The 20,533-nt window shown below is 57.7% G+C and carries 19 protein-coding genes and 1 pseudogene; 5 read left to right on the forward strand and 15 right to left on the reverse strand.

Annotation, left to right across the window (positions count from 1 at the left end; genetic code table 11):
• Nucleotides 1–195: 195 nt before the first annotated feature.
• Nucleotides 196–660 carry a hypothetical protein gene (locus ACSQ36_RS26065; RefSeq protein ID WP_436184190.1) on the forward strand — a complete coding sequence of 155 codons (465 nt, stop codon included), beginning with the start codon at nt 196–198 and terminating at the stop codon, nt 658–660.
• On the opposite strand, the gene ACSQ36_RS26070 is transcribed toward ACSQ36_RS26065, so the two are convergent.
• From ACSQ36_RS26070 to ACSQ36_RS26085, 4 genes are read right to left on the reverse strand one after another with little or no spacing between them, the layout of a single operon-like run.
• Nucleotides 626–1,567 carry an NAD(P)-dependent oxidoreductase gene (locus ACSQ36_RS26070; protein ID WP_436184191.1) on the reverse strand — a complete coding sequence of 314 codons (942 nt, stop codon included), beginning with the start codon at nt 1,565–1,567 and terminating at the stop codon, nt 626–628. The two genes, ACSQ36_RS26065 and ACSQ36_RS26070, sit on opposite strands and share 35 nt — an antisense overlap.
• A gap of 14 nt (nt 1,568–1,581) precedes the next feature.
• Nucleotides 1,582–2,817 (reverse strand): alpha-hydroxy acid oxidase, encoded by a 1,236-nt coding sequence (locus ACSQ36_RS26075; RefSeq protein WP_436184192.1) that lies wholly within the window; start codon nt 2,815–2,817, stop codon nt 1,582–1,584.
• 16 nt (nt 2,818–2,833) lie between these two features.
• Nucleotides 2,834–4,129 carry an MFS transporter gene (locus ACSQ36_RS26080; RefSeq protein ID WP_436184193.1) on the reverse strand — a complete coding sequence of 432 codons (1,296 nt, stop codon included), beginning with the start codon at nt 4,127–4,129 and terminating at the stop codon, nt 2,834–2,836.
• Between the two features lie 29 nt (nt 4,130–4,158).
• Nucleotides 4,159–5,736 carry a UxaA family hydrolase gene (locus ACSQ36_RS26085; RefSeq protein ID WP_436184194.1) on the reverse strand — a complete coding sequence of 526 codons (1,578 nt, stop codon included), beginning with the start codon at nt 5,734–5,736 and terminating at the stop codon, nt 4,159–4,161.
• Between the two features lie 177 nt (nt 5,737–5,913).
• Between ACSQ36_RS26085 and ACSQ36_RS26090 the strand changes: the two genes are divergently transcribed.
• Nucleotides 5,914–6,609, forward strand: a complete 696-nt coding sequence (locus ACSQ36_RS26090; RefSeq protein ID WP_436184195.1) for a GntR family transcriptional regulator — start codon at nt 5,914–5,916, stop codon at nt 6,607–6,609.
• Nucleotides 6,610–7,294: 685 nt separating this feature from the next.
• Here the strand turns inward: ACSQ36_RS26090 and ACSQ36_RS26095 are convergent.
• Nucleotides 7,295–7,960, reverse strand: coding sequence for a TetR/AcrR family transcriptional regulator (locus ACSQ36_RS26095; RefSeq protein ID WP_436184196.1), 666 nt, complete (start codon nt 7,958–7,960; stop codon nt 7,295–7,297).
• Nucleotides 7,961–8,004: 44 nt separating this feature from the next.
• On the opposite strand from ACSQ36_RS26095, the gene ACSQ36_RS26100 reads away from it, so the two are divergent.
• Nucleotides 8,005–8,757, forward strand: a complete 753-nt coding sequence (locus tag ACSQ36_RS26100; protein WP_436184950.1) for an SDR family NAD(P)-dependent oxidoreductase — start codon at nt 8,005–8,007, stop codon at nt 8,755–8,757.
• 66 nt (nt 8,758–8,823) lie between these two features.
• On the opposite strand, the gene ACSQ36_RS26105 is transcribed toward ACSQ36_RS26100, so the two are convergent.
• Nucleotides 8,824–10,062 (reverse strand): YbfB/YjiJ family MFS transporter, encoded by a 1,239-nt coding sequence (locus ACSQ36_RS26105; protein WP_436184197.1) that lies wholly within the window; start codon nt 10,060–10,062, stop codon nt 8,824–8,826.
• A gap of 212 nt (nt 10,063–10,274) precedes the next feature.
• On the opposite strand from ACSQ36_RS26105, the gene ACSQ36_RS26110 reads away from it, so the two are divergent.
• Both ACSQ36_RS26110 and ACSQ36_RS26115 read left to right on the forward strand, forming a co-directional pair.
• Nucleotides 10,275–10,763, forward strand: a complete 489-nt coding sequence (locus ACSQ36_RS26110; RefSeq protein WP_436184198.1) for a MarR family winged helix-turn-helix transcriptional regulator — start codon at nt 10,275–10,277, stop codon at nt 10,761–10,763.
• Between the two features lie 142 nt (nt 10,764–10,905).
• Nucleotides 10,906–11,463: a PAS domain-containing protein gene (locus tag ACSQ36_RS26115; protein WP_436184199.1), complete on the forward strand. Its 558-nt coding sequence runs from the start codon at nt 10,906–10,908 to the stop codon at nt 11,461–11,463.
• A 74-nt stretch (nt 11,464–11,537) separates the two neighbouring features.
• On the opposite strand, the pseudogene ACSQ36_RS26120 reads toward ACSQ36_RS26115, so the two are convergent.
• The 9 genes and pseudogenes from ACSQ36_RS26120 to ACSQ36_RS26160 form a co-directional block, all read right to left on the reverse strand.
• Nucleotides 11,538–11,698 (reverse strand): annotated as a pseudogene (locus ACSQ36_RS26120) (NAD(P)/FAD-dependent oxidoreductase); the annotation flags it as partial.
• Between the two features lie 43 nt (nt 11,699–11,741).
• Nucleotides 11,742–12,698 carry a 3-hydroxyacyl-CoA dehydrogenase gene (locus ACSQ36_RS26125; RefSeq protein WP_436184200.1) on the reverse strand — a complete coding sequence of 319 codons (957 nt, stop codon included), beginning with the start codon at nt 12,696–12,698 and terminating at the stop codon, nt 11,742–11,744.
• A gap of 3 nt (nt 12,699–12,701) precedes the next feature.
• Complete coding sequence (locus ACSQ36_RS26130) at nt 12,702–13,592, reverse strand: N-acyl homoserine lactonase family protein (RefSeq protein WP_436184201.1); 891 nt, start codon at nt 13,590–13,592, stop codon at nt 12,702–12,704.
• A gap of 48 nt (nt 13,593–13,640) precedes the next feature.
• Nucleotides 13,641–14,186: a hypothetical protein gene (locus ACSQ36_RS26135; RefSeq protein WP_436184202.1), complete on the reverse strand. Its 546-nt coding sequence runs from the start codon at nt 14,184–14,186 to the stop codon at nt 13,641–13,643.
• A gap of 67 nt (nt 14,187–14,253) precedes the next feature.
• Nucleotides 14,254–15,495 (reverse strand): sugar ABC transporter substrate-binding protein, encoded by a 1,242-nt coding sequence (locus tag ACSQ36_RS26140; protein WP_436184203.1) that lies wholly within the window; start codon nt 15,493–15,495, stop codon nt 14,254–14,256.
• 170 nt (nt 15,496–15,665) lie between these two features.
• Nucleotides 15,666–16,706: an ABC transporter permease gene (locus ACSQ36_RS26145; protein WP_436184951.1), complete on the reverse strand. Its 1,041-nt coding sequence runs from the start codon at nt 16,704–16,706 to the stop codon at nt 15,666–15,668.
• Entirely contained in the window at nt 16,699–17,685 is a 987-nt protein-coding gene (locus ACSQ36_RS26150; RefSeq protein ID WP_436184204.1) for an ABC transporter permease, read from the reverse strand. Before ACSQ36_RS26150 ends, ACSQ36_RS26145 begins: the two co-directional genes overlap by 8 nt.
• Complete coding sequence (locus tag ACSQ36_RS26155) at nt 17,682–19,214, reverse strand: sugar ABC transporter ATP-binding protein (protein ID WP_436184205.1); 1,533 nt, start codon at nt 19,212–19,214, stop codon at nt 17,682–17,684. Before ACSQ36_RS26155 ends, ACSQ36_RS26150 begins: the two co-directional genes overlap by 4 nt.
• Nucleotides 19,215–19,257: 43 nt before the next feature.
• Nucleotides 19,258–20,019, reverse strand: a complete 762-nt coding sequence (locus tag ACSQ36_RS26160; protein WP_436184206.1) for an SDR family NAD(P)-dependent oxidoreductase — start codon at nt 20,017–20,019, stop codon at nt 19,258–19,260.
• Between the last annotated feature and the right edge of the window lie 514 nt (nt 20,020–20,533).

Here is a 20,533-nt window from a genome sequence, read left to right on the forward strand (position 1 = left end):
AGATCAAAGCCTTAGCCGCGGGATTCGAAGTCTCGAACACTAATCGACAAATTTAATGCGAATTGACGACTTTATTTTATTCGGACTGCAAATATAAATGTCAATCTGACTCCTCGCAGTCTCGATCAAGTCAGGACTGGCATGGTTTTCGAATTGACAAAGTTCTTCGCTCCCTCGCCTATGTAACGCCCAGCTATGAACCTCGCCGGGAACTACACCGGCAGCATCGGAACGGCGGTGGCAAATCATGCGGTATTGGGATGCGCGGGGAACGGACGTATCGCCGCCACCGCGAGAAAGGATTACGCGGCTGCAGCGGCGGCTGCGCTGGCGGGTGAAAATCAGGCAGGCAAAGTGTATGAGCTGGCCGGCGACGAATCATTCAATCTCACCGAGTTTGCCGCGGAAATAGCACGTCAAAGCGGCAAGGCCGTCGAATACCGGAACCTCAGTGCCGCCGAGTACGAAGCAGCGCTGATTGGCTTCGGCCTGCCAGCGAGGTTCGCAGCACTGCTTGCCGGTTCCGAGACGGGTGCTTCCAAAGCGGGCGTGTTCGACGACTCCAAGCAACTGAGTACGCTGATCGGCCGCCCGACGCGGAGCCTGTCTGAGACGGTGAAGCTGGCTATTGCGACTCCGCCCGCACCGGGACCCCATTGAGCTCTCCGAGCACATCGAAAAGATGGGCGACAAACTTGTCGCCATATCCGAGGTTATTCGCCAGTAGAAAAAGCTGCCGAACCGCGTCCGCCACGATCGCCGTGGACGAATAAGACGCGGCCAGGCTGCCGTATGAGCGCATATCCTTGGCGGCGTTGCGCAGCGCAAATTGCTGGCCACCGTCGTCACCGTTCAGCACGAACGGAATGATCCGGTCGAAAGTCTTGCTATGTGCGCCGCTGAGCCGGCATACATCCGCAAATGCGCCCAGATCGAGCCCGGCTTTTGCCGCTGTGCCGAAGGCTTCCGCCAGCACTGCGGCATTGGCCTGCGCGATAAAGTTGTGAATCAGTTTTGCTCTGTAACCCGACCCGATCGCGCCAAGGTGATGCACTGACTCTGAATAGGTCGCAAACACCGGCCTGACTTTATCGAGCGCATCCGCATCGCCACCCACCAGCACATTCAGTCGGCCCTCTGCGGCCTCCTTCGGCGTGCGATTCACGGGTGCATCGATAAACTTCGCACCCTTTGCCGCAAGCGCCGCTTCGGCCTCCGGTGCCAGTTCCGGATCGGACGTCGAGCTATCGACGACGATAAGTCCCGGATGCGCTCCAGCGATCAAACCATCTTCACGTAAAAGGACATCCCTTACTTGGGGCGTGCCCGTCACACAGATGATCACGACGTCGGCCTTTTGCGCCATCGCTGCTGCGCTTGCCACTTCTACCGCACCTCGCGAAATCAACCGCTCGATCTTTTCCCGATTGCGATGCGCCAACACCGTCAACGGGAAGCCATGCCGCAAAAGGTTATGAGCAATCGCCTCACCCATCAAACCCAATCCGATCATGCCGACCCGCAGTGGGTTCGCGGGTGTTTCAGTCACTGCGTCAATACCAGTCATCTCGTTTGAATCCACTATGAGATACGGCGCACATTGGAAGCGGGTGCCTTGCTCGATGTAAATGGCTCGACATTGCGTGAAGGCCACGTGACATACCGGCCATCCAGATCTGCCATGTTCCGGCAACCTAGCAGTCCAATCACGCGATCCACTTCGCTTTTCAAGATAGTAACCGCGCGGGCAGCGCCTTCCGCACCACCGGCGGCGAGCCCGTAGGTTGTCGCACGTCCGCAGAGCACTGCATCGGCGCCCAGTGCAATCGCCTTTACGATGTCAGACCCGCGCCGAAAGCCGCCGTCGAGCATGACGGCGAGACAACCCCCCACCTCGGCAACGACGTCCGGCAGCACCTCCATGGACGACACCGAGCCATCGAGTTGTCTGCCGCCGTGATTCGACAGGATGATTCCGTCGGCGCCGACCTCGGCCGCCAGCGCGGCATCTTCGCGCCCCAATATGCCTTTGATGATCAGTTTATTGGGCCAGATATCGCGCAGCCACCGGATGTCATTCCACGACAACGACGGGTCCAGTTCCCGGGCGAGTGCCGACGCCGCCCCTTTGACGCTGTCTTGCCCCGGAGGCAACAAGCTCCCGAGATTCGCGAACCTGGGCGTGCCACCGGGCACCAGCACATCCATGATCCAGCGCGGATGCAGCAGTACGTTCAACTTGTTGCGCCAGTCGAGCGTCAGCGGCCGCGCGTAATTACGCAAATCCCACTCGCGCTTCCCGTAAATGGCGCTGTCGGTCGTCACGACGAGTGCCTCGATATCCGCCTGCCTCGCCCGCTCGGCCAAGTCTGCGACGAACTGGCGTGTCCGGTACATATAGACCTGCATCCAGATACGAGCGCCCACACGCCGCACAATGTCCTCGAGCGATGTCGTCGACGCGATGCTGAGGATGAAGGGTATGTCCGCCTGCGCCGCCGCACGGGCCAATAAGATGTCGCCTTCGTGCGCCAGCAAACCGCTGAAACCGGTAGGTGCAATCACGAATGGCGCCCCGCAATACTTGCCGAACAACGTTGTGCCGATGTTCCGCTCCGCAACATTGACAAGCGTACGCGGCAAGAAGCCGATGCTGTCGAAGACGCTGCGATTACGGTTCAGTGTGACCTCGTCTTCGGCGCCACCTTCAACGTACTCGAGGCAAAAGTTCGGCACGCGGCGGCGAGCAATGCCGCGTAACTCCTCGATGCTCAGCGCACGTTCCGGATCGCTGCCAGTATATAAACGGCGTTTCACTTTCATCACTCCAGCGTCATACCGGCACTTTCCGCTGATAGTTGAGCGACAGCGTGCACAAGATATGGAAGCCCGCGACCGCCACGAAGAACATCAACGCGAGGAAGTAGGAACCGGTTCGCTGAACGATGAAGCCGATGAAAATCGGTACAAAGATGCCCGCGATGTTGCCGACAAAGTTCATGATGCCGGTCAATGCACCGGTCCGTGCACGCGATGCGAGCAACGAAGGCGTCGCCCAATTGCAGCCACCGCACCACCGCACGAAGAACAGGGAGACGCACAACAAGGCCACAACCCAGAGCGGATCCTTGACATAGGCCACTGCGAACATCGACGCCGCGACACACACGGCGCCAATCGATTGCATCGAACGATAGACCAGATTGGACGAACCGCCAGCCATCTTCCATCGGTCAGCAATCTGTCCGGCAACGATTTCTCCGACGAAGCCAAAGAAAAAGATGATGAAAGTGGCACCGCCCAGCGTCTTGATATCGAAGCCGTGAACCTTGTACAGATAGGTCGGCAACCAAGTCATCAAGCCGAAGAAAATCAGATTGGTGCAGGTATGGCACAGGCACATTGCCCACACCGAACGGAAGCGGAAGAAGTTCCAGAAAGAAGAACCGGAATCGACATTGGGTTCCGCTGCATCTTCACGCGCCAGCGCGTCTTCGATATGCGCTGCTTCTGCGTCGTCGATGAACGGATGCTCGCGCGGTGAATTGCGGATGTACCACCAGGCCCAGATACCGCACAGCACGGTTCCAACACCGGCAACCAGGAATGCCTGCCGCCAGGATCCAAGCCAGGCGATCAGCGCTGCCACCACGACTGCACCGATGCCCGATCCCAACGAACAACCCGCATCGAGCAACGACGCGCCGCGCGTACGTTCGTTCGGTGTCAGCCACAGGGAGTTCAGTTTGCTGCCTGCCGGATAGATCGGCCCTTCGGCGATGCCGAGACCGAGACGCGTCAACAGCAGGAAAAACCATCCCGTGCTCAGCGCAGCCAGGCCTTGGAAAAACCCCCAACCGATCGTAGCGGCCGCGACAATGATGCGGGGCTTGAACCGATCCGACAGCAGTCCCGAAGGGATCTGCATGAGCAGATAGGTCCAGAAGAACGAACTGAAGATCAGTCCTTGTCGCTCAGGCGACAGCGAGAACTCCTGAGAGATAATCGGCATGGCGACCGATAATGCTGCCCGGTCGATGTAGTTGATCGATACCAAGGTCAACAAGATGAAAAAGATCTTCCATCGAACACTGGACATCGGTGCGACACGCGCGTATTCGGTACTCATCTGCTCGTCTCCTTACTTTTTATATACTCTTAGGTAATGGCGCTCAGTTGCCAGGGTACGAATTCGTTCTGTCCATAACCATGCTGCTCGCTGCGCGAACGTTTTCCGGAGGCTGTTTCGAGCATCAGTTGGAATAGCTCGGCACCCAACGCTTCGATCGTTTTGCTGCCTTCGAGGATTTCGCCGCAGTTCAGATCCATGTCGTCCGACTGGCGCTTCCATAATGCCGTATTCGTCGCGAGCTTCACCGACGGCGTCGGAGCGCAGCCGTAAGCCGATCCACGTCCCGTCGTAAAGCAGATCAGGTTCGCGCCACCCGCAACCTGACCCGTCGCCGAGATCGGGTCATAACCGGGCGTGTCCATGAAGACCAAACCGTGTTCACGCACCGGTTGCGCGTATTCGTACACCTCGGTGAGGTTTGTCGAACCGCCTTTGGCGATGCCGCCCAGCGATTTTTCCAACACCGTGGTCAGGCCGCCGGCCTTGTTTCCTGCAGACGGATTGTTGTTCATCTGCGCGCCGTGCCGGTCGCAATACGCTTCCCACCAGTGGATGCGATCGACCAGCTTGCGTCCGATCTCCGGCGTGCGCGCACGCCGCGTCAGCAAGTGTTCAGCACCGTAAATTTCCGGGGTTTCCGACAGGATGGCAGTCCCTCCGGCCTTCACCAGCAAATCCACTGCGGCTCCCAACACCGGGTTTGCGGTGATGCCCGAGAATCCGTCCGATCCGCCGCATTGCAGCCCCACCACCAGATGACTGGCCGGCACGAGCTGGCGATGGACGTCGTTCGCGGTGGGCAGCATGCCGGTGATCAGCTCGATACCCTTGGCAATCGTCTTGGTCGTTCCGCCCGTCTCCTGAATCGTGAACGTGCGAAGACGATCGTGTTCCTTGAGGCCCTGGGTTTCGAGCAGCTTGGAGATCTGGTTGGTTTCGCAACCGAGACCGATCACGACCACACCGGCAAAATTGGGATGAACAGCATAGCCTCCGAGCGTGCGCTGGAGCAGCGCCAGCCCTTCCCCCTCGGCGTCGACCGCGCAGCCGACGCCGTGCGTCAATGCGACCACCCCATCGACATTCGGAAAAGCAGCGAGTACTTCAGGGTGGATATCGCGCCGAAAGTAGTCGGCAATTGCGCGGGCAACGGTCGCCGAACAATTTACCGAGGTTAATATTCCGATATAGTTGCGCGTCGCCACACGACCGTCGCTACGGACGATGCCGTCGAACGTGGCGGGCGTCTTCGACGCAATCGTTTCGTGCGCATCCTGGGCGTACGCGTAGTCTCTGGCAAAATCGGCTATCGCCAGATTATGCGTATGTACGTGCTGGCCGCGATGAATCGGCTGGCTGGCGAAACCGATGATCTGCCCGTAACGGCGCACGGCCTCACCGGTCGAGATGTCGCGTGTCGCCACCTTGTGGCCCGGAGGAATCAGGCCAGAAACGGTCAACTCCTCACTAGGAATGACCATGCCTGAAACCAATTGATCGAGCGAAACGACCACATCGTCGGAACGGTTCAGGCGGATCACCCGCGCCGTGCGGTCGCTAACAGAAGCAAGCGCGACGGTCGGATCGACAAGCTTGTCTTGCATTGGGGACTCCGGTGCTTTTTAGACGTCTTTATATACTAATATATTAATCAACCAGACACCTAACCGAACATAGGGGTAAGCCCTATCGACGACCAAGGAACGTTGCGGTGAAAGTTTTGAGAAACGAGCAATGCAATGAGATCAGAGAAAGACCCTACCCAGTTCCTAGCGCGCCTCATGGCGTCCGAAAGCGTTCTTGATCGATCGCAGGCGTTGTCGCCGCAGATCTATGACTTGCTGCGCCAATCGATCATTACGATGGCCTTGGAGCCGAACGACGTCATCTATGAGCGGGCGATCTCTGAGAAATTCGGCATTTCGCGCACGCCGGTGCGTGAGGCCTTGCTGCGTTTATCGCGGGAAGAGCTGGTGGTGATCGTCGCGCAGTCGGGGACTTTTGTAGCACCGGTGAAGCGCGACCAGTTCATCGAAAGCGCGTTCATTCGCACCACGCTCGAAACCGCAGCGATCGGGCGGGCCGCCGAAATCATCACCGATGCGGAAATCGATCAACTGCACGATATCTATGAAGCGCATCGCCGTGCGATCCAGCGAGAGAACTGGGTCGCGGCGATTCGCAAGGATCATGAGTTCCACTCGACCATCGGCCGCGCGGCACGTCTGCCCAAGACGCTGCAAATGCTGGAACTGGTGCGCGTGCCGATCGACCGGGTACGGCACATCGCTGTGCGTGATGGCGTCGTTGCAAGGGTGACGCTGCTGCAACACGAGAAGGTATTGGACGCGCTCGGCAAGCGCGACCCGCTCGCGGCGCAGACGGCGCTACGCGAGCATCTTGACGATGCGTTTGCCCGGCAGTTGCAGGTTTTTGATGATCGGACGGAGCTTTTTGAGGGCACTGCAGTTTCTTAGATCCTATGTAGCAGGAGGTCGCTCAACTGACTCGTACAACTAACTGGTTGCGGGTTTCCCGATGGGGCTAAATTTGTCTGCGAGCCCCGTTGGGACTCGGTATTCGCAAAACCACTCATCTCTTCGCGTCTCACCTCTGATGATCGCCATTCATCATGGCTCGCAAGCTCTCACAACTATGCTACGGACGATCAGGCTCGAAACCCGTAACAGTTGATTGTCAACCTGAATCGGTCCTTCCTTGCTGCACCAGTATTCCGGATTGACAGAATCACGTCGAACGACGGGGCCCGCACGTTATCGCGTCGTAGTCAAGAACCCTCTTTAAAGCCAAGACCAACAGCTGCTGCGTTTCTGGCATATCGTCGCGGCGTTTCGGGACCGCTAGCGGGATATCGACAAGCAATTCCCGCTTGTCGATTGTCGTGACATCGGCGACCAGACGTCACACCGGATAGTCGCTGGCGCTCGTTACAGGCCTCGATGCAGTTCGTGGCAACCTTTCATTTATACAAAACGAAGTGGGCCCAAACAATTTGACCTGCTTCGAGATGAATGGACGCAAATCACTAGCCCGAACTTGACCACAGCGATTGAGAATGCGACGGCCGATGAATACGGGGCCGCCCCCAGATGTGTGCTCCGCTAACAAACGAGAAGGGGACGCCTGACGGCTGCCCTTTCGTTAGCGCCCCGCAGAAATTCGGCGGGGCCGGGCAGGCCAACCTATCAACGCGCGCTCGGCTGATTCCCTGAGTTGTACCTCGGACATGCCCTCCGCCGCCTGCAGAGCGAGTCCATTGAACACCATGAGCAGGTATCTTGCGAGAGCGGCTGGATCAGAGGACGCAGGGAGATCACCGTCCTCTTGCGCGCGCATGAGCCGTTCGGTGAGCAAGTCCCTCGTTCTACTACGCAGGTGGATTAGTGCGAGCGGCACATCTCCGTTATTCACCCCGGTCGACATTCCGGCCTGGATCAGCAAACAACCGCGAGGCTCGTTCGGATCGACGAGCCATTCGATTGCGCCAAAGAGCATTCGCTCCGCCACCTCGCGTGCGGTGGTGCCGGCCAGCAAATACTCCCGGTGTCCGGCGCGTCGCTCACGGTACCGATCCAGAACCGCATCGAAGAGGCCGCGCTTGCTGCCAAAGGCCGCATAGATGCTGGGCGAATTGAGCCCCATCGCCTTCGTCAGCTCGGCCATCGAAGCGCCTTCGTAGCCATGGCGCCAGAACACCTCCATCGCACGATCGAGCACGTCTGCTTCTTCAAAAACCCGGGGTCGCGCCATCGTGAGCCCATTCCGATAAATTTTATGATCGTTACATAATTCACTTGCCCAGTCCATTCGAGCATGGTTATATGACGATCATCACAAAACTGGAGGGTTCGATGGGTACATCTCTGCAAGGCAAAGTGGCTCTCATCACAGGCGGGGGTGAAGGCATCGGTCTGGCCTCCGCGAAGCGGATGGTCGAAGAAGGTGCTTCGGTCTTCATCGTCGGCCGGCGCCAGGCCATATTGGATGCGGCAGTCGCCGAAATTGGCGGCGACGTCGTGGCTCTGCAGGCCGACGTGTCCAAACCAGCGGAGCTCGATCGCGTCTACGAAGCGGTTCGCATCGCGAAGGGCAAGGTGGACATCCTGGTCGCGAACGCCGGCGTTCAGACAAGGGAAGCGCTCGGGTCGATCACGGAAGAAGGGATCGACTACCAGATAGGCATCAATTTCAAGGGCGTCATCTATACCGTTCAGCAGGCCCTGCCGCTGCTGACCGACGGCGCGTCGATTATTTTGTTGTCGTCCGCGACGGCCGTGAAGGGTTTGCCCGCCCGCACAGTTTATTCGGCGATCAAGGCCGCCATTCGCAGCTTTGCCCGGACTTGGGCCTCGGAGCTCAAAGCGCGCCGGATCCGCGTCAATGCCGTCAGCCCAGGCCCCATCCTGACACCTCTGCTGAAGGCTTCCTTGGTTGATGAAAAGGTCAAGGAAGCCTACATGACGAACATCGTCGGCGCGGTCCCGCTGGGGCGCCCGGGCGAGCCGGAGGAAATTGGGGCGATCGTGGCTTTCCTCGCTTCCGATGCGGCCAGCTATATCAACGGAGCCGACATTCAGGCGGACGGAGGCTTTGCGCAGGTTTAGGGCATTGCTCCTTCACAGAGTAAGGGGAGTCGCGGTGTCCTGCGATTCCACTTGCTCTTCCTAGTCTCACCCCTGCTCCGCCGGTTCGGGTTGAAGCATCGCGACGAAAGTGGCGATCGCCAGGATGCCCACCGAAAGCCAGAGCCCGGCCCGCAGGCCACTGGCCCCATCGGACAGCGCGCCGCTCAGCACTGGACCGATGCATTGACCCAACCCGAAAGCGATCGTCAGCGCTGCAATCGCGGCTGTCCATGCATGCGGCTTGGCCGCACGGCGCGCGAACGATGTCACAGCGGCGAGGACGGCGAGAAAAGAGCCCCCAAAGAGTATTGCAGAAAGATACGCACCGGTGACCCCGCCCCATATCAGCGGCACCGCGGCCCCGACCGTCACGCCGGCGAGCGTAGCCGCCGTTCCCCAACCGCCTTTCAGCCGGCCGAGGATTGGTCCCCACGCAAACGCGGCAACCACGGACGCGAGACCGAGTATCGACCAGAAGCGAGTGATGTCCGCGCTCGAGAATCCTTCTTCACTGCGCAGGTAGGCGATGATGAAAGTTGCATAGGCGATGTATCCGGCACCAAACAGACCGTAGGCCAGGAGCTTGCGCGCCATGAAACGTGGCGACCAGCTCCCGCGTGCCGTACCCTCCGGCGCGTAGGAAGGTTCGGGAGCGTGCCGCACCACGAGCCCGCCGAATAGTGTGGCCCCCAGCGCGAGCGCGCCCAATACGAGCCAGCCGCCGCGCCATCCGAGCGCCCCAAGCAAAGGGGGCACCGCGAGCGCGGACGCCATCACGCCGACTCCTGCGCCGGAAAAATAGAGACCCAACAGTGTCGGCGCGCGGCTTCTCGAGCCGCCCACTGCCGCTGCGGAGGTCAAGGTCGCCCCGGACACGAAGGCAAGCGCGCCAGTGAAGCCTGCTGCCAGACGCAATGCCAGTAGCACCGCAAAGTTGGCGGTCAGACCCGACGCGCCAACAGTGAGCGACGTCAACAGCAGGCTGACGACGAAAACCACCTTGTCTCCCGCACGCTTTCCCAAGGGCGCGGCCGCCAACGCTCCCACCAGATAGCCCGCCGCATTGGCGGTGCTCATCGAACCTGCGTCCGCGAAACTCCACCCGAGATCGGCGCGCATCGCAGGCAGCAGCAGCGCATAAGCGAAGCGAGCCAGGCCGAGCGCCACCGCCGGTCCCATCGCCAGGCCAATCACGACCCATAACGGCGTCAGGGCCACAACAGGCGCTCCAGTTGCCACGCGCCGTGCGGAGTCGCCGGCAGCATTGGGTGCGATGTTAGTCATCCTCGCGATCCCGTTTGAGGTTTCGGCGCTCGGTCATCCGAGTCGTTTTCTTTCTTCAAATCAACGCGTATAAGCGGCATGTCGGCCTTCCTGAACAACAGCGGTGGAGTCCCAATACGACTCGCGACAATTATCAGCATATGCTGGTGTTGTGTCAATTGGCTGCACATGCATACAATTCGTTCTGACCATGAATTGATCGGAAAAAAGCGATGACGAGACAGAAGACGGAAACGAAAGCGAACAGCGGCTGTTGCAACTGCACGGGCCTTCGCAAAGCAACGCGCCGCATATCGCAGCTTTACGACAAGGCACTGGCGCCGAGCGGCATGAAGATCACGCAACGCGCGATCCTCGCGCAAATCGGCCGTTCGGAATCCACGAGTGTCGGATTGCTGGCGGACGCGCTGGTCATGGATTCAGGCGCGCTGGCCCACACGCTCAAGCCGCTCGAACGCGGCGGCTTGATCGCAGTCGAAGTGGACCCGGCCGACCGGCGGCACCGGCTGATCAGCTTGACTGCGCAAGGCCGTGCCAAGCTCGCGGAAACGAATGCGCTTTGGGCCCAGGCAGAGAAGAACTTTGAGTCCGCGTTCGGACACGCCGAAGCAGAATCCCTGCGCACATTGGTGCAATTTCTGATTTCAGACGATTTCGCTGCTCGCTTCGAAAAGAGTCTTGCGGCTTCTGCCCGCAAGTGAAGCCGGCTCGACGACGCTGGGGCACAGAAACGTTGCTATCTGAGTCACGCTTTGCAGGTTGCACAGCAGATGCAGGCATGCTGTTCTTATTAATAAATAGGGAATTCTCATTTATTGAAAATGTCTCGATCTCACCAGCTATTTGCACCAGAGCCCGTTTTCCTACCCTGCTGGAGAGTTCGAAAAAGGCCTACCCATCGAGCTGGCCAACGGAGTCATTCACCCAGACGATGTGGCGCGGGTCAACGCGCGGATTCAGAGAACCGTCGAGAAAGGTGAACCGTATAAGTCTGAGTATCGGATAAAGCGCAACGACGGAACCTATCTGTGGATATTGGCAAGTGGTCGATGTGAGTTCGATATAGTGCCAACCGGACCACTGCCCTTCTTGGTACTTTTATCGAACAGAAGGCAGGCGTGCGCTTTTCTCGTGTCTATGTTTGGCAAATCGCGCCCAATCTCGGATTGGGCCATCGGCTGGCAAGCGACAAACGTTGAAATACGCGCGGGCGAGCGGCGCCAGGACCACTTGCCGTCGAGTTTCACCCGCGCGCCCGGTCACACCAATCTATCGCTCACGCGCGGGTGCCAAGCCGAGTCGATCTGCTGTGTTCCTGAAATCAATGTTGGTCAGCGAGCGCGGACGCTTCCCACCGTCAAAGCGACTTTCCGCACGCCTAGGCGAACGTCAGGCTACTGATGCCGCTATCAGTCGTTAGATCTCAAGCTTCGAACCCGGAGCCAGTTGCCCGCGCCGCTGAGGAAACGCAGGAAGAGAATCCGCGGGCCAGCCTCGAGAAGTACGATACCGATGCCCCGCTTCGGGTCGAGTTTGTGAAGTCCAACGCGTGCAGTACGCGCGCCGTGTCCCGAAGTTCAGCAAAAAGCTCGACTCCCGTCGCTCCACCACCGACGATGGCAATCTGACGCAGCGGACGCTGGATTTGGTTACCTCCTACGAGTCGGATGATCAGAGGCCTAACGTGAGTCTTTGTCCAGCCTCCCGACTGCGAACTCCATGAGTCGTTCATCGCGCCAATGGCGTCGAGAATCGAGTTCATCCTTGGACAAATGCTGTCGACGGTCTTGTTCGACTTGAACAATCAACTCAGCAGTCCATGGACCATCGGCCAACCGCGACTGCGCAATCTCGTAGTAGAGGGGGCCGAGCCGTTGCGCATAATCCGCTACGCCGCCGGGCGCATTGAGGTCAATGGTCTCAAACGGACCCATGAAGGACCAGCGCCATCCCAAACCGTCGCGAACGGTTTTGTCGATGTCCTCGCAGGAGGCCACTCCTTCTTTGTGAAGCGCCCATGCTTCACGGAGAAGTGCTGCCTGAAGCCGGTTGAGGACAAAGCCTTGAACTTCTTTGCGAACATGGACGACGCTTTGCCCCACATCCTTCATCAACTGGTCTACGCATTCGACTGTGAAGGCCGACGTCTGAGTCGACGGCACAAGCTCGACCACGGGAACCAAGTACGGAGGATTCACAGGGTGCGCAATGATGACTCGCGGTGAAATCCCTAGGTCGTTAGCAAAATCCGATGCGGGAATCCCAGAGCTCGAGCTGCCGATGATGACGTCTGCATCCCCAATCGCATCAAGCTCTTCCAACAGCTTGCGCTTCACGTCCGGTCTCTCGAGGACCGACTCCTGAACGTATGCTGCACCGACTACAGCTTCGCGCAAAGAATGCACAAGCTCCAGGCGGCTTGCTACCACTTCGGCGGATTCGCGAAGAAGCCCGCGCTCCTGCAGCGCGGAAAGTTGCTTCTTCGCCCACGTCATCGCCTTTTCGGACATGGCTGGGTTGGCGTCATACACGCGGACTTTCAAGCCCGCCCGCGCGAAAACAATGCCCCACCCAGCACCGACCAATCCGGCACCGACAATAGCTACAGGCTTGCTGCTCTCACAAATCGAAGTCATATGTCATTTCACCTTTGAATCATGTTCTCGGCCAAGGCTGATTTCACTGATTCGCAAGTTGTTGCTGGTAATTCTCGAAGGGAAAACGTCCCGCACACGTTCTTCGTGAATCGGAATCACGCGCTTCATCTCGTACTGTACTGCCTTCATCATCTCTTCGGTGGCGAGGATAAGGTTCGTCTGGCTGCCGACAGCAAGGCCGACCGGGGTGTAAATCTTTTCGGCATCTACAACCGACCCGTCGTTCTCCAGGTTATTAAAAGAATAAATCAAATCTCCTGCCAAGACCCAACTGTCTTGCGACGGGCTCTTACCGTCATTGCGGACATGCACCCACTGGCAACCATAAGTGTGACTGTCGAACGCCGCCCGCAGGTCGATTCCCGGCAGGACGTTCTCGCGGTCACCATCAATAACCACTAGGCGGCCCTGTTTTGCCAGGTCGACTGCGCGCAGGATGTCCGACGAGTCGACAGCCGTCATCAGCCAACGCATACGTTCTGGCAGGGACATTGCCCAAACCCATTTCGACAGCTCACGTTCCTGAATATAGAAGGTCGCGTTCGGGAAGTCGTCGGTGTTACCCATGTGGTCAAAGTGAGCATGGGTGATGAAGACGGTATCGACGTCTTCGGGTGCCACTCCGCATTCAGCGAGCACCTCTTTCGGGGAATGCCAGTTCTCAACACCGAAACGGTCGCCCAGCACGCCACCATATTCTTTGTGGTTGTAGCCGACATCGACCATCGCAATGTGTCCGTTGCCCTTGATAAGCACATAACAATACGGCAGCTTGACGTAGCCCTGATTGTGAGCACCGTAAATAACGCCGCTCTTGTGATACTTCTCGACATAACTGTATTCGAGGACCCAAATCGAGTAATCCGTGCTCATATCTAGTCTCCTTTTATGTTTTGCTAACAATCGCTTTGACAGAAATCCTTAACTGTTGCAGCAGCAACAAGCCTGACTAAAGTCGACGGGATTCATTCCCATCGAACTGTCCGAGGCCCATCGGACCATCGCATTCGCTCGCTTCAACTGTTCGCTCCAAAGCCAGACCCGCTCGCGAACTTCATTTTCACCACCGAGAGAGTGGGTGAACTGGTCTGTGACGCCATTTACGAGCCCCATCGCTCGACAGAGCACCCAGTGACGACGCTTAGCACCATTCGGGGCGTTGATTGAGCGGAGCGCGTCCGTGCACTCAAGCGCCTGCTCCAACGGAGGCTTGAACGCCTCAAAATCCGCGTCGAATCGTCCACGAGCTTGGGCGAGCAAGAGCAGGCCCGCCAATTGGCCAATCAAACGGCCGAGCTGGTTGTACTGCGGCCGCATGACTAGTGCATACGCAATAAGCTCGTCTTGCTTAACCGTAATTTCGCCGTCTAGTTCTTCGGTCTCAGATGGCGCGTCCAGCACGTCGCAGCCTGAGAAGTGAACGAGCGGCAGTTTGAATTCCGCATCGAGAAGATTTGCTTGCCCCATGTGTAACTCCTTATGCGACGCTGGTTGAGAAATCGTGGCTCAACCTGCGCCCTCAAAGCGTGTCCCGTTACTTGACCGAGGCGGCGACCTTGGTCAGCTTGTACGCATCAGCGGCTCGCGTGCATTTTTGACAATTGATGCCAGGCTCGCCTGGAGCAGCGATGACGGCGTCTGCCGGCAGCGGCTGGATAGTCGCCCCCGGAGTAGGCTCGCCGTTCAGCGCCGAGCGCAGAGAGAGTTCCGGAAGCAGGCGGGGATTGAATACTTCGGTCACGAACGAGTCAGGCACTTTGCCAGATGGGAACGCGTTGCAGCCATTCTCGAGCTTGTCACCCGTGCACAGCTTGACCTGTTCGGCAGGAACCCAAGGCAGCGGATATTCGATGTTGTGGGTTTCGAGCTTTCTTTTTCCCTGAAGAACTTCCATCATCAACTTGAAAGCGAACGCTGCGGTTGCCGGCGGCGAGCCGGAGGACACGCCTTGCAGTCCCTTGTTTCGCATGTCCGAATTGCCGAGAGCCAGACGAAAGCCGTTAGAGTTTTCTCCGGTAACGGGAACGAGCTTTTTACCGGACGCCTGGAGTGCTTTGATTGCGCCATCTTCGCCTGCCTCAGCCCAGATGCCATCGACATCTGGGTGGGCTGCAAGTGCCTTCGCCGTTTCTTGCTGCGTCGTACGGTCATCCCAATAGCCGTAGTACTCGGCAACCACGTGAATGTCCGGGTACTTCTTGAAGACGCTCATCGCGCCATCGTAATGGCGCTTGTCGACCGAGTTGCCGGGAACACCACGGCTCATGAAAATATTGCCCTTGCCATGTAGCGCATTCGCTAGTTGCTGTGCGGTATTCTCGCCAAAACCCGCTGTAATGTAGCTCACGTTATACGCGCATGGCTCGGTTACGGTCGCGTCATACATGAAGAACAGCGTTCCCTTTTCACACCCTCGCTTGACAACACGGTTGAGTGCCGTCGGCGAAATCGGGAAGCTAATCACGCCATCAGCGTTCGCAGCAATCATGCTCTCGTAAGCGGAAATCTGCGCTTGGACATCCGTTCCGGAAATGACCTCCTTGAGCTCCACCAACTTGTCGTACGGCGGCGTTTTTGCCAACGCCTTAACTACATTAGCGGCTTCCGATTGCCATGCGTTTCCGCTATAGCTAAGGCTCAGATAAATGACGTATTTATCCTTGTTCGGCTTCGCTTGGGCGTTAGCCGTCCCGACACCCCAATACCCCGCGGCGGCTATAGCGCCAACCAATGCGCCGACGCGAGCCCACTGGGCAACAGACTTCAGACTTTGCATGATGCGTCTCCTTATGACAATGCCATTTATAAAATCACTGCTGGTTCACGAAATCGGCATTTCTCTTGATGACTCGCTCTCGCGTGTAAGCACTAATTCATCGACAATTATTAGATATCCTATTCGAATTAGATCGGATTATCGTGTCATCCGATGAACAGCCTCCTAAATTATTGACGTCGCCGACCCATTGACCTAATCCAGTCAAGTGCGCCTTCGTGCTGGAGCAGGATGGCGGCAAGAATCAGACCGCCCGAAATCATGGTTCTCCAACCTTGAGCGAGTCCGAGAGACGTAATCACCATGTCGAATATCGTCAAAAGGATGGCGCCCCCGATTGTCCCGAGAAAGGTTCCTCTTCCACCGAGAATCGATGAGCCACCAATGACGACCGCGGCAATCGAAGGAAGGAGGTACGAGTCACCCATGCGCAGGGTAGCCCCGTTGGAGTAGCCCACAAGCATCATTCCCGCAAAGCCGGCAAGCGCGGATGAAAGTGCGTAGGTGATGACAGTAATGACGTTAATCCGCATGCCAGCAATCTTCGCAGCTACGGGATTACTGCCCATTGCGTAGAGCCGCTGACCAAACGAGGTGCGAGACTGCATGAAGACTGCGATTACGCAAAAGATAACGACAAAGATGTTGACACTCGGTACCCCGCCGACACGCCCCGCCATCAAGGTAGAAAGCGAATTCGGTGCAGCGCCGCTCGGCGTGCCACCGGTAGCTCCAAGACAGATGCTATAGACGATGATGCCCGATGCCAGGGTCATAATGAACGGCGGGATTCGAAGTAGCGTGACGCCTAGCCCGTTCACAACTCCAACGAGGGAGCAGGCGACGAGCACTGCCGGAATCTGCCACCAGAACTCTGCCGGAGAGAGTGTGCTCATCCATGCTGCCGCCAGGACCCCGCCGACGGTGATGACCGAAGGAATCGAAAGGTCTAGTCCTCCGATAAGAACGGTCAGGCCTTGGCCGTAGGAAACAACGATTAAGAAGGACGCAAGCGTCAGAATCGTTTGCAGCTGACGAATGCTACCGAACTCGGGGTTGATGAACTTGGAAAGAAACAACGCAAGGACGCAGACTGCATAGACGCCGATGGCGCTGACAGTCTCTCGTTGAAGTCGGACTGCTCCGCGCTTGTCCTCGCCTCGCACGAAACCTGTGCCCGCCTTACCCGACTCATCTCTTAAATTAAGCATGTTCACGATTCCTCCGCGCCATGTACGTGATGAGGTTGACGAAGATGACGGCAACAACCATGACGAATCCTTGAAAGAGTCCAGTGTAGAAAGACTGGATGCCAGAAGAGAAAAGTACTTTCTGAAGCAGCATCAGCGTCGCAGCTCCAATCATGCTGCCGTACAGACCGCCTTGTCCGCCCGTAAAGGCCGTCCCACCGAGTGCAACAGACGCGAAGACCAGCAGCAGCAGAGTTGACCCAGCGTTCGGGTCTCCCGAGGCGGTCTGCGCGGATAACATGAAGCCGGCTAGACCGTACAGAGCTCCCGCCAGTACAAAGGCGATGCATTTGGTTCGTTTGACATTGATGCCGGAGAGTGCGGCCGCGGTCTGGTCCTTGCCCACTGCATACAGCGCAACACCTGTGTTGGTACGGCGAAAGATTGCCCATAGCGCCGCAACGGCAAGAGCCACAAGCCCCGACGCCGGGACCACGCCCCAAAGGCTGTTGGTCAGCGTATCGCTAATCCAATCGGAGACACTGCCTCCAGGGGCGTCCAGTATCACCAACGCGAGGCCTCTCGTGAGAATCATCATCGCAAGAGTGACTGCTATCGACTGAAGTCCCCCGTATGCGACGAAGATTCCATTGCAAAGTCCGACTGCGGCTCCGATAGCGATTGCAATCACCACGCTCATTAGGGCGCCGCTCGCTCCGTCCATCGGGTGAGTGGCAAGCACTACGTTTACTAGCGAGAGAACGCCTGCAACGGAGAGGTCAAAGCCACCCAGCAAAATCACGAACGTCGCACCGGCCGCCGCGATGGCTAGCGGAATTGAGTTGTTCACCAGGTCGCCAAAAGCGGATGCCGAAAGTGCGCCAGCCTCCATTCGAGAGTAGACCGCGTAGAGCACTACGTAGAGGATGACCACCGTGGTCAACCCATTCGTCAGCAATCCGCGAGCGGACGTGAGTCTTGTTCCAGTAGCGGTACTCATGCTGCTCTCCTCGGTTTGCTGGCATCAAGATGCCCCGTCGCAGCAGCGACAATGCGGCGCTCTTCAATCTCTTCGCCTTCCAGTTGCGCGGTAATCCGACCGTCGTAGACCACCAGGCATTGGTCACACAACTGGACTATCTCCGACAGTTCCGACGAGTACAGCAGGACGGCGCCCCCGGCTGCCGCGTACCGCTGTATTGCTTCGTAGATGGCTTGCTTGGTGCCGACATCCACCCCGCGAGTCGGGTCGAACAACAACAGGGTTCTGGCGCCGGTGCTAAGCACTCGTGCGAGGAGCGCCTTTTGCTGGTTTCCGCCCGACAGGTCCCCGATTTGGAAGTTGAAGTAGCGGTCCGCGAGGTCCACTTCGCGCGCAACCTCCCTCATTAGTTTCAGTCCTCGTGCGCGTCGCACTACACCGAAACTCGTGACCTTGCTTAATGCGCCCAAGGTCACGTTTTTCTGCACGGAGAGGGTCGGAAAGATGCCTTGAGTTTTGCGCTCTTCCGGCAGCAAGCAGACTTCAATTCCAGCTTTTAATGCTTGCGACGGCGATTTCACTTTCACCGTCTTTCCGTCGACCTGCACGGTCCCACTTTCAATTGCGGTTAAACCAAAGAGCGCGTGAAACAGGTCACCCTGCCCTTGGCCATCAAGACCTGCAACGCCAATGATTCCGCCCACGGGGACCTCGAAGGAGGCTTTCTTAATAGCTCCAGCATGAAGGTCGGTAACCTTCAGGCGTGGTTCAGTTGCTCGATTAATGTTTGACCTATCCCGCGAAAAGGTTGCGAGGCTGGAGCCGACCATCATTTCGAAGATGGCCGCGTTATCCGTATCACAAAGGTCGGTTGTCGCGATACTGCGACCGCTCCTGAGCACGGTGCCACGGGCGCAGAGCTCACGGATTTCATTCAGCCGATGGGAGATGTACAGCACGGATGTGCCACGCCCCGTCTCTGCGCGAATGAGCGCGAATAGCCAATCGGTGGACGACAGAACGGCGGTCGGCTCGTCGAGGATGAGGAGCTTTGGCTCCTTGCTCATTGCTCGAACAATTTCGAGTCGTTGACGGTCGGCAAGCGAAAGCTGCGAGACCTGCGCACGTGGATGGAGTTGCAAGCCGTATCGGGTGAGCGTAGCCGCCGCACGGTCTTCGTTGTCACGACGCGAAATCAGCCGCATTGGCCCTTTCTCAAGCCGAGGAAGTGCCAGATTTTCTGCGACCGTCAGGTTTGGCAGGAGACTCAGCTCCTGAAACGCGGTAGCGACACCTTGGGCGCGAGCGTCCAGAATAGATTGTGGCTTGTAAGGCGAACCGACCAGCTCGGTGGCACCTGAATCAGGCCTTACGACTCCGCTCAATATTTTGACGAGCGTCGACTTCCCTGCTCCATTCTCGCCGAGAAGAGCATGAACTTCTCCCGGCAGAATCGTAAATGTTACCCCTCCTAATGCAACGGTCGGTCCGTATGATTTTTGTAGACCCGTCACGTTCAGCGTAGGAATCACCGATGCGGCATCCATCACTGCTGTCTCCTTAAATTTCGAGGCTTGATAGCCCCAAGCGCTAAGCTGCTGTCCAGCCTCCATCCAGCATCAGAGCACTTCCTGTGATGAGCGATGACGCGTCGCTCGCAAGAAAAACAACGGCACCCATCGTTTCTTCAATGCGCCCCACACGTCCAAGTGCAATCTTTGATGTGACCCAATCCTTGAAACCCGGCTTTCGGAACATGTCTTCCGTGAAGCTCGTCTCGATGAACGTCGGACACACGGTATTGACTCTGATACCGTTGGGTCCCAATTCCCACGCAAGGGCTTTAGTCATTCCTTCAATGGCATGTTTGCTAGCGCAGTAGACAGTTCGCCCTGGACTACCGACATGCCCCATCTGTGACGACACATTAATCAGTGAACCGTGCCTCTCTGCCTTGAGGAGACCTCTCGCGACCGCACGGGCCACGTAGAAAGTGGCTTTGACATTCAGCGCAATGATGGCGTCAATGTCTTCATCCTCTACGTTCACAAGCTCCATCGGGCGGTTCATTCCGGCGCTATTAACCAGCACATCGAATGGACCCCGTACCTCTAACACTTCCGAGACCCAGGCAGAGTCTGTCACGTCGAGCGCGAGGAATTCGCTCGAGCCCCCCGCGGCATTGATGGCCACACTTGCAGCTTCAATCTCTGCCGCAGTACGTGCCACCAAGGTCACGTGGGCACCCGCCTGTGCAAGAGCTGCTGCAGCGGCAAACCCAATACCCCTCCCGGCGCCCGTCACCAGAGCGGACTTGCCGTCCAGTCGGAACGTCGGCGTCATCGGTACCATTCGGAATCCTCAATTACGTAAGTTCTGCTGTCAGCACTGCGGCTTGAATTACCTAGACCGTGGTCTTCGCTATGCGCGACATCTGCCGCGCGCATTTCAGCCGACAGTGATACCGGCTTGCGCGTGCTGTGGTCCACATAAACATGAACGAACACTCCGTGAGCAAAGGACATCCCGCTATCGTCCTGAATAGGCTTATTTCGTAGGTCACACCGCTATTGCCGATTTTCGCGGCACGAAGCCAGCAGGTGACAAGGTCCAGAGAACTGGACTTCATCGAAATACTCACAACTGGCATGTACGACCAGGCCAACGACCTTGCTGCAACCGGGGCCCAGCAGACCCCGGGACAAGCCAACCATTGACGGCGGCATCGAACAGCGTGTAGTGAACTGCATTATTCACATGCCCGTAGATGTCGATGTCTTTCCACTGGGTGTTAATCGTGCAAAAACTAGTGGAAGTCGCTGCGAGGACGAGGCTCGGTCCGTGTCATGGGCATCCACGCCTGCGT

This window comes from Caballeronia sp. LjRoot34 (assembly GCF_964253815.1).
Taxonomy (GTDB): domain Bacteria; phylum Pseudomonadota; class Gammaproteobacteria; order Burkholderiales; family Burkholderiaceae; genus Caballeronia.